Genomic DNA, 9220 nt, shown 5'->3' with positions numbered 1-9220 from the left:
TTTCAGCTTCTGGGGGTTTCAGCTTCTGGGGTTTCAGCTTCTGGGGTTTCAGCTTCTGGGGTTTCAGCTTCTGGGGTTTCAGCTTCTGGGGTTTCAGTCTCCGGAGAACTAGACTCTCCCAGTATGAGCTCATCTGTCGCTGATTCTAACGACTCTTCTGCAATAGGCTTAGTTGCTGTAGCCGAACTATCCAACGCTTCGGTCACATCACTTAAGCTTACCGTCGCATTATCGGCAACCGCTGCTTTAACACCCCAGGCAGAGTTACGAATATTGGTAATTTGAGCGATTAAAATATCTCGATCATGTTCCCCTGGATAAGCTGTGCACTTCTCGGCTAAATCCTCAAATTCTGTTTTTTGGTGAGTCATCGCATAAACTTCTAACAGCTTAAGTTGTAACTCAAGCTCATCAGGTCGATCAGCAATCGCCTCTTTTAATAAAGTCTCTGCTTGATGGTATTGTTGCTTTGACATCGCAACCAAATAACCTACGGAAACTGGATCTGCAAACCCCTTAGCTTTTAACGATGGCTCTGATATAGTCTGTGTTACTACATTTGCCATACCTACAGTCGCAGCAGGCCTTCCCTCTTCTTGTTTCGCGACAGACTGCACAACAGGCTCTTTGCGTTCCGCTGCGCTCGCTACTGGCGCTATTTTCTTCTTAACTACCTGCTCTGTACTTAGCTTGCGATCACGAATATAGCGTTTGAGCATAACCAATGGAATCAAACCTATTAGAATCAAAACAAGCAGTAACCAATCAAAAATTGTCCCATCAAGATAGCTATCAATTCGATTTTCTTTTGCTTTTAATGGTCCTTCTCTTGCCACAGAGTCACTCGAAGCGATTGCTTTTTGCTGCCCTAGCTCAACAGGAATTTCTTCAATGTGATCTTGGCGCTTACGCAAAATTTGCTGATCAAGCGCTTCTCTTTCCTGGTGTGCTAAACGCTCACGCTCAGCTTGTTGCAAATCCTGCTGATATTCTTCTAATTGCAAAACCCCCATCGAGGTTTGCTGCACATCTTTGGCGACACTCAGCATTTCTTCTTGAACTTCTTCTACGGAGCGTGTTAGCTCTGACATTTGCTCAGTAATATGACTTAATTGCGCTTTTAACTCATTATCGATTTGGCGTGGCTTATCTGTTGGAATATAGCTCACTTTTTTCTCGATAATAACCTTTTTAGCTGGAGGAGCTACCGGCTTAGCAACTGCAGACTTTTTCACTTTAACTGTTTTTACTGGTGTTGGTCGCTTAGGCTGAGCTGTTTTTTTCGTAATTACTTTTTTGGTGGTAGCCGTTGTTTTTTTCGCAACTGCAAAACTTGGCAGCTTTAAAACCACCCCTTTTTTCAAGGTTGCCGGATCATTATTATTAAACGCCTTTGGATTTAAACGGACAATCGCTTGCATCATTTTAGGAATTGACATGCCTTTAGGACGCTTGGCCTTAGCGATACTCCACAGAGTTTCCTTCGCTTTCACGGGGCCATAATTTTTAGCTGCAACAGTTCCACTTATGCTTATAGATAAGGAAAAAACGACTGCGCTAATGATTAACTTCACCAACTGCGTAGCGCTCCTAGCTCCATCTAGAGCTACATATATTTCTCATCACTTTAAGCTTAGACGCCTTTATCATAAACACCCACTTGCAAAAAATAACAAAGCCATTGATACTACTTTTTGATCAATTAGCCGAAGAGATTTCACATGCAACGAACGCCTTCAAAGTTAGAAGAAAGCATCGAAAAAATGATTTTCGCCAGCCGCTGGCTGCAAGCCCCCATCTACATCATCATTTTATTCGTCTTATTTGCCTTTATTTATTTTGCTGCGATGGATGTCTATGACCTATATGCAAATATATCAAAGCTTAACGAAGAAAAATTAATTGTCACCGCATTATCACTCTGCGATATCATCCTAATTGCCAATCTTGTCATCATTGTTGTCATCAGTGGCTATGAAAATTTTGTCTCACGATTAGACGTAGATCACAAAGAAGGGGAACCCATTTGGATCAAGCGCCTTAATCATGGTGGTGTGAAATTAAAAATTGCAGCCTCCATCGTAGCCATCTCTTCGATTCAACTACTTAAAGTCTTTTTAGAGTCCGTCAGCCCAAATACCCCTTTAAATTCACAAACCTTACTCTGGAGTGTCATTATCCACCTCACCTTTATCGCTTCAGCCTTACTTTTAGCACTGATGAGTTGGATTGAAAAACGCATCTAAAAATTAATTAAATATAAACAGTTAGAGAGAACTTTAAATCTAGCACAATAATTTCAGCTATTATTTAGGGACAGTAGTCTAACCAAAACGAGGCGATAAAGTAAAAATGGGGGGACAGGATGATAGTTAAAGACATTATGATCAGCCCGGTCATTACAGGCAATATGGATAGCACTATCGGCGAGATCTATAACTTTTTCAAAAGTAAACAGATTCACCACTTACCCATCGTCCATGACAACCATTTAGTTGGCCTCGTCTCAGACAGTGATATCGTCACAGCATTGAGTCCCTACTGGGGAACCGCAGCAGAACAAACTCGAGATATTGATACTGCCAACCGCCTTGCTCACCAAATTATGACACGCAATCCGGTGTGCATTCATGCGAATGAAAAGATCGAAGCAGCAGCCAATAAAATCTTACAAAAAGATGTTTCTTGTCTACCTGTCCTTGATGAAACTGACTGTTTGTGCGGCATATTAAGTTGGAAAGATATCATTAAACACTTTATTAAAGATCATCAAAACGACACTCAAAACCCGCTTTCTTTAATCGATGTTAAAGAAACGGACAATGATCCTGGACAATCGCAGTAAAAAGCAATAAATCAGTCCAGCATTGAACCTAAAAAAGAATATCTAGTCTAATTGTAAAGTTACTCTGTATTATTTGGGTTATAACTATGAATCAACTACATGGCTGGATTGACCGTTGCATTCACCAGGTACACCGTGATCACCACTTTGAACCGCATAAAACCTATCATCTCACCTATAACGGCGCAGATTACCAACTCGAAGACTATCAAAATCTAAAGTTCTATTTTAGCCGTCATGACGACCATGAATCAGAAGTCGAAGTTTTTGAAGGCTTTATCGACAAAGACCCACTCTATCTTGAAAAAATCGCTCAGGCTCTTACCACCTCGGGAGAGCATCAACTCCCACACGCCTAATGCTCAGCCTCTCACATAGGCAGGCCAAACTATTTTGATCACTTGGTCAATAGATTAGCTCTGCATCATATTACTTTATTAAGCAAACGTATAAAGTAAATTTAAGCTTGTCGTTGTGGTAAAGCGACGCGACCCATCAGCAACATTCGATAAGTATTTCGTATCAAACTGCACCTGCAAGCCTAAACTACCCACCAATTGCGTTGTTAAAGCCGTAGAAGTTGTCACCGTCGTTAAATCAGTCGTATACACAGGCGTTACACTCTGGCTAAAGACCGTCTTATCATTGATCTGCCAATCCAGCTTACCCATGGTATTTAAAGCGAGCAAACGTTGGACTTCACCGGTATCTTGAATTTTACGCTGCACATAACCTGGACCAATCTGCCCGGTAATCGTCACTGCTGGCCCTTGGTAGAGAGTACGACCATAACCTGCGGAGTAATTCCAGTAATAATCATTACCATCAAACTTATCGTAAGTATAAGTAAAATTGTTATAAATGAAATTCTTAGGCGTAAAATAATAATTCGCCGCTAAAATCACATTATATTTATTCGTGCTCACCCCCTGATCACTAGAGTGCTGGTACTGAGGATCGACCTTAGCACTGTACTCCCAAGGCAAGGTTGTGTACTTTAGATTCAACACGCCGTTTAATTTTTGCGAGGAATTATCCCCAGTATTAATCGTCGCCCCTGCGCCTAAATTGGTTCCTTTCCAGCGACTCACCTCTGGTTTTTTAGCAGGTGTAGCAGTGGATTTAACCTCATTACCAGAGTGACTTGTTGATTTTTCTTTATTTTTTTCATCTGCTGCAGGCTCTGCTTTTAGCTGCCCTGACTTAACTAATGCTGCTTTCATTGCAGTAAGTTGTTGTTGACTTTCTGCGAGTGCTTTTTGTTGAGCGGCAATTTTTGCCTCTAAACTTTTTACATCATCCGTATTAACCTCGGTTGCAGCATGGCTCAAAGGTGCAGCTATACAAGCCAAACCTACTGCGATCAAAGAGGCTGTTGTCATCCGCTTCATAATGATCCTCTAAAACTTTTTATGTCATTCTACGGCTAACCCTAGCAAAGCTCAACCGTCTTTAAACAATAAAAACTAAAGATTTTCCAAGCAAAAATTTACACAATAAAAACTAAATCAAAAGCAAAAGCCAGCCTCGGATTCATTTAAATGAAAACATGCGCTAAAATAGGCCAGCCCTTTGCCTAATGGGAAAAATTCTTTTTACATTTAATTAAACTATATGCCATGGAATACAATAGACATATAAATAACAATAAATAAATTATTAATTCAAAAGCAGCAATAGTCGGCTTATAAAAAAATATTTGCCTATAGCCGTCAATCAAGTAGGCTAAGGGGTTAACTATAGCAATTTTATACCAAAATACAGGCAGGCTTGTTAAAGGGTAAAATAAGCCTCCCAAATAAGAAAGGGGTCGAATAATAAACAAAGGAATAATGCCTATTCGATCAAAGCCCTTAATATAAATTCCGGTGATGATGCCAATTAAAGAAAATAACAAAGTCGATAAAATTGAAACAGTTAATACCAGAATTATATTCTTAACAGAAATATTGATAAAAAAAAGGCTCACAATAAAAACAATAAACCCAATCAACAAACCTCTTAACATTCCTGCGATCATCAATGAGGAGGTAATATTTCTAACAGACATTGATGAAATCAAAATTTCTTCAATAGACTTATTATAGCGACTTAGAAAAACAGTTGAGACACTTGCATCATAAGCTGCAATAATCATTGCCATCATAATCAAACCCGGTGCAATAAACTCCAGATAGCTTAAATGTTGGATGATTTTTGTATGCAGCCCCATTAGATGGCCAAATACAATAAAGTAAAGTAATGTACTCAATACTGTTGGACACAGTACTTGCAACCATACTTGCTTAGTTTTTCTAATTTCTTGACTAATTATAGTCTTCGATGCAACCAGCGATTTTCTAGCAAACATTTTTGTTATCTTTTTGCGTTAAACTGATAAAAATATTTTCAAGCGTATTCGACTCACGCGTGATATTCGCTATTTCTATCCCCTGCAGGCTTAGAGCATTAACAAGATGATTCAGCGTCTGTTCTTTATCAAGAAAAAAACGCAGCCGAGTTTCATCAACCTTAACAAAGTCTAACTGATCAAAATATTTTTTATTTCCAGCCGAAGATAAATTAAAAGATTTAGGTGATTTCAACTCAATTAAAAAATTATTTTTCATTTCTTTTTTCAATAGATAATCAACAGCGTTATTTTCTATCAACTTACCTTTATTGATAATAATAATATGTTTGCATAGATTTTCTACTTCCTCAAAGTAATGCGAAGTTAAAATAATCGTCTTCCCTTGTGCATGTAATTCCTTAAGAAAATCCCACATTAAAAGCCTTAATTCTATATCAACACCAGCAGTAGGCTCATCCAAAATAAGGAGCTTAGGTTCATGCAGCAATGCTCTAACGATCATTAATCGCCGTTTCATTCCGCCTGATAAGTGTCTAGCACGTTGTCGGCGCTTTTCCCATAAGCCTAGTTTTTTTAAATAAAACTCAACTTTACTGCAAACCTCTTTCTTTGATAAACCGTAATAACCCGCTTGAGTGTAAAGAATATGCTCAACGCTTTCAAAAGGATTAAAATTAAACTCTTGAGGAACAAGGCCAATCAGCTCTTTAGCTTTGCTGTTAGCCCCTTGATATAAATCAAAACCAAAAACTCGAACAGTCCCCGAACTTTTGCTAATTAATCCCGTTATAATATTAATTAAAGTAGATTTACCCGCACCATTTGGGCCGAGTAACGCATAAAATCCACCTTGCTCTATTGAAAAACTGACTTGATCTAATGCGCAATCACTTTTTTCATAGACTTTAGTTAAGCCATCAACTTCAAGAGCTGGGGCAGATTTTAATTCAAATTTTGTTGCCATTTGCCCTACTAAGCAGCCTCTTCAAGAACATCTCACAACAAAACCTTTAGCGGCTCTCCAAATTCTTTTAAATAAAGTGTTTGCGTTACTTCAAAATCTTTTGCTAGCACATCTAGGTCATCATTTTCTAGGTCAGCAGGGCGATGATGAATATAACCTCCGACTAAAGCATGACAATCTTCCATATAACGTTTTGTATGAAGGATATGATTATGCCAAAACTCATCAATTTCCTTTGTCGGCACCAAGGCTGTTTCTGGAAATCGCACTCGAAGCCATAGATAGCGCTTATAGAGCATCTCACAAGTTTTTACTGTTTGCCATTGCCACTGAGGTAATGGATACAGATCTGAGCACATAGAGCGACAGATATAGTCAAGATCCAACCGCTCAATATAATCGTGTGCTGATTTAAGATTAATCATAATAAGATATTATTCAGTATAAGCTACTATTTACAGTGCCCACTTGCACATTGCCCATTACACCCAGCAGCAGCACTTTTCGTTAACTTACTAATTGAAATAAACTTGCCAGTTACCTTTTTTTTCGCTTGGGGCTGCAAATAAGTTTTCAATTAACTTTTTTTTAGAAGCTGACATTTACTTTCTCCTCTTCTCAATGATATATTGCGTGCCACTGATTTAACTACCAATCTGGAAAGATGTCAATGAGAAATACAAATACCACTGCATCAAGCATAATTTTACCCAAAAATAAAATCCAAATACTGTTTCTCATCTGCTCCCTAGTTACAGTCAGTCACAGCCAAACAATCACTCTTCCTACGCTAAATGTCAGCGGCACCCAAAATGCTAAAAAAACGCTCTAAAAATACCGGCACAGATGTCACCTTCAACCAAAAAGAAATTCAAGAACAAGGGGCAACCTCGGTCAGTGACTTTTTAAGCCAGCAAAGCATTGTTCAAATTAAAACCAGCTCAGCTCAACAGGACCAAACTGCAATTGCAGTACGCGGCTTTGGTGATAATGCAAACACTAACTCATTGTTACTCGTTGATGGCATTCCACTCACAAGCTTTACTAATGTTGGCCCAAATTTAAATACGGTGATGATTCAAAATATCGCCAGCATCAGTTTAATCCCAAGTAGTTATGGCAGTTTGTATGGCAACCAAGCGGTCGGCGGCGTTGTGAATCTAAAAACTCATGTCCCAGGCAAACGAGAATTATACACCGGATTTGGCCTCGGTAATCGAGACCAAACTCAAACTAACTTTTTTTGATAGTGAACGCTACCCATCCCACATCGGAGTTAATTTGGGAGGCTCTATCTCCAATATCACTCACGATCAAAATAAGTCACAACAGGATTATAATATTAACGCAAAAGTCGATTATATCGGCGATAAAGATAGTGTGAGCTTAAACTGGCTATCTTATCGTGACTACATCGAAAACCAAGACGCTCTCATTTACAACAACAATCAAACAGATACGCCAGCCACACCCGATACAACAACTCAAGGGAATATTCTCTACGCAACCAATAAGTTCATTATCAACCCAGCCTGGCAATGGAATAGCCAAGTCATGTATCTGACTGATAAAAACACAGGAAAATTTCATGGAATTACTCCATTAGAGTTAGATCAAAACAGTTTATTATTACAAAATAACTTTTCTTATTTAAAATATTTTATCGGTGGGTTTGATTTACAGAAAAGCAATTACCATAATTACTCTCAAAGCATACAAGTACAAGAGGCGAACGAAAAAAGTCGCCGATCTTTTTAATCAGTTTAAGTTTCCTATTTTAAATAAGCTCGATTTAGTGCTCGGTGCACGCTACGCTAACCAATGGATGAACGCGAGCACAACAACAGAAAATAGCTCAACACATGATCACTTCTTAGCCAATGAGCAAGGCTTGATTTGGCATCAGACATCTAACCTTGAATTTTATCTGCGCCGCGATACTGATTATCGCTTTATTAATGGTAAAGAAAAGCTTTGGGGAGCCAATGGTAATATTAATAATGTACAAATGCAAACCGGAATTTCCTATGAAACAGGCTTAAAATGGCACCAAGGAGTCAATAAGTTTGAATTCGGAATTTATCGCTTGGATTTAAATAATGAAATCACTTACACTCCAGACACAAACAATGGTTTTGGCACCGTAAGCAATCTACCGCCCACACGCCGTATTGGCTTAAACATTTATGATCAAGCCAGCCTTAGCAAAAACCTAATTTTAAATACTCAAGCAAGCTTAGTCCGCGCCCGCGTTAGCTCCGGAACTTATGCAGGCAAACAAGTTCCAGCAGTTTCACCCATTAGCGCTGGTTTGGGCCTAACTTACACCTGGCCAAAAGACTGGAGTTTTAATATTATGGAAAATTATTATAGCAGCAGCTACCCCGCCAATGATCTAGACAACAAAGGCACAGATCAGAACGGATCAAAAGTTCCAGGTTATTTTCTCACTGATTTAAATATCAGGAAAAAATGGGAAAAATTAACAATTAACCTCAGCATTAAAAATTTATTCAACAAAAACTACGCCCGCTACTCTCTTTACTCTCCTGCAATGTATACCAGCGATCACCAACAAATCCAAGGAGCACGTACAACATACTACCCAGCCGATGGAATTACCGCCTTATTCACTATTGAGTATAACTGGGCTTAATCATGGTTAAATACTTCAAAGGACTGACTTTTAAAACCGGCGTACTCCCCAGTATTAGCTTACATTTCACCTTATTGTTCGGGTTAATATTATACTATCAACTTAACCCTCCTCACTATAAAATCCCCGGTCAAAAAGCAACGATTATTAACGCTCAATTCATTCAACAGTTTCTACCGATTCAGGCCAAAGAACCCAAAACCATCCCCACACATCAAAAGATAGAAAAAAACCAAGAAACAATAATCCAGAATTACACGGCTTTAAAAATATAAATTCTAAACTTGTAGTTCCCGAACATAAAAAGCAAGTGAGTAAAAACAGCCGTAAAATAAAACAATACCACACAAATAAAACAAACAAAAACATTGAAAAAATATTTAATCTTAATAAAAACAACAA

At 38.6% G+C, this 9220-nt stretch carries 12 protein-coding genes; 7 read left to right on the top strand and 5 right to left on the bottom strand.

Features of this window, described 5'->3' with window-relative positions; genetic code table 11:
- Positions 1 to 2 precede the first annotated feature (2 nt).
- Positions 3 to 1574 (bottom strand): FimV/HubP family polar landmark protein, encoded by a 1572-nt coding sequence (locus BGC07_RS12135; RefSeq protein WP_069313332.1) that lies wholly within the window; start codon positions 1572 to 1574, stop codon positions 3 to 5.
- A gap of 147 nt (positions 1575 to 1721) precedes the next feature.
- Here BGC07_RS12135 and BGC07_RS12130 point away from each other — a divergent pair, with 147 nt between their 5' ends.
- The 3 genes from BGC07_RS12130 to BGC07_RS12120 all read left to right on the top strand — a co-directional run bounded on the left by BGC07_RS12130 (position 1722) and on the right by BGC07_RS12120 (position 3204).
- On the top strand, positions 1722 to 2246 hold the full coding sequence (locus BGC07_RS12130) for a TIGR00645 family protein (RefSeq protein ID WP_069313331.1): 525 nt from the start codon (positions 1722 to 1724) through the stop codon (positions 2244 to 2246).
- Between the two features lie 119 nt (positions 2247 to 2365).
- Positions 2366 to 2845 carry a CBS domain-containing protein gene (locus BGC07_RS12125; RefSeq protein ID WP_069313330.1) on the top strand — a complete coding sequence of 160 codons (480 nt, stop codon included), beginning with the start codon at positions 2366 to 2368 and terminating at the stop codon, positions 2843 to 2845.
- A gap of 86 nt (positions 2846 to 2931) precedes the next feature.
- Positions 2932 to 3204: a hypothetical protein gene (locus BGC07_RS12120; RefSeq protein WP_069313329.1), complete on the top strand. Its 273-nt coding sequence runs from the start codon at positions 2932 to 2934 to the stop codon at positions 3202 to 3204.
- A gap of 78 nt (positions 3205 to 3282) precedes the next feature.
- Here the strand turns inward: BGC07_RS12120 and BGC07_RS12115 are convergent, their stop codons facing one another.
- The 4 genes from BGC07_RS12115 to BGC07_RS12100 all read right to left on the bottom strand — a co-directional run bounded on the left by BGC07_RS12115 (position 3283) and on the right by BGC07_RS12100 (position 6587).
- Positions 3283 to 4236 (bottom strand): DUF481 domain-containing protein, encoded by a 954-nt coding sequence (locus BGC07_RS12115; RefSeq protein WP_069313328.1) that lies wholly within the window; start codon positions 4234 to 4236, stop codon positions 3283 to 3285.
- 185 nt (positions 4237 to 4421) lie between these two features.
- Entirely contained in the window at positions 4422 to 5195 is a 774-nt protein-coding gene (locus BGC07_RS12110) for an ABC transporter permease (RefSeq protein WP_069313327.1), read from the bottom strand.
- Positions 5185 to 6162, bottom strand: coding sequence for an ABC transporter ATP-binding protein (locus BGC07_RS12105; RefSeq protein WP_069313326.1), 978 nt, complete (start codon positions 6160 to 6162; stop codon positions 5185 to 5187). The genes BGC07_RS12110 and BGC07_RS12105 overlap by 11 nt, the downstream gene beginning before the upstream one ends.
- 32 nt (positions 6163 to 6194) lie before the next feature.
- Positions 6195 to 6587, bottom strand: a complete 393-nt coding sequence (locus tag BGC07_RS12100; protein ID WP_069313325.1) for a glycine-rich domain-containing protein — start codon at positions 6585 to 6587, stop codon at positions 6195 to 6197.
- 387 nt (positions 6588 to 6974) lie between these two features.
- On the opposite strand from BGC07_RS12100, the gene BGC07_RS12095 reads away from it, so the two are divergent.
- The 4 genes from BGC07_RS12095 to BGC07_RS12080 are packed head-to-tail and all read left to right on the top strand — an operon-like array spanning position 6975 to position 9093.
- Positions 6975 to 7409, top strand: coding sequence for a TonB-dependent receptor (locus tag BGC07_RS12095; protein ID WP_069313324.1), 435 nt, complete (start codon positions 6975 to 6977; stop codon positions 7407 to 7409).
- A gap of 34 nt (positions 7410 to 7443) precedes the next feature.
- Positions 7444 to 7920 carry a hypothetical protein gene (locus BGC07_RS12090; protein WP_069313323.1) on the top strand — a complete coding sequence of 159 codons (477 nt, stop codon included), beginning with the start codon at positions 7444 to 7446 and terminating at the stop codon, positions 7918 to 7920.
- Complete coding sequence (locus BGC07_RS12085; RefSeq protein WP_235603132.1) at positions 7829 to 8818, top strand: TonB-dependent receptor domain-containing protein; 990 nt, start codon at positions 7829 to 7831, stop codon at positions 8816 to 8818. Before BGC07_RS12090 ends, BGC07_RS12085 begins: the two co-directional genes overlap by 92 nt.
- Before the next feature lie 2 nt (positions 8819 to 8820).
- Entirely contained in the window at positions 8821 to 9093 is a 273-nt protein-coding gene (locus BGC07_RS12080) for a hypothetical protein (RefSeq protein ID WP_069313321.1), read from the top strand.
- The last annotated feature ends 127 nt before the right edge of the window (positions 9094 to 9220 follow it).

This window comes from Piscirickettsia litoralis (genome assembly GCF_001720395.1).
Taxonomy (GTDB): domain Bacteria; phylum Pseudomonadota; class Gammaproteobacteria; order Piscirickettsiales; family Piscirickettsiaceae; genus Piscirickettsia; species Piscirickettsia litoralis.
This window is presented reverse-complemented; position numbering and strand designations above follow the sequence as displayed.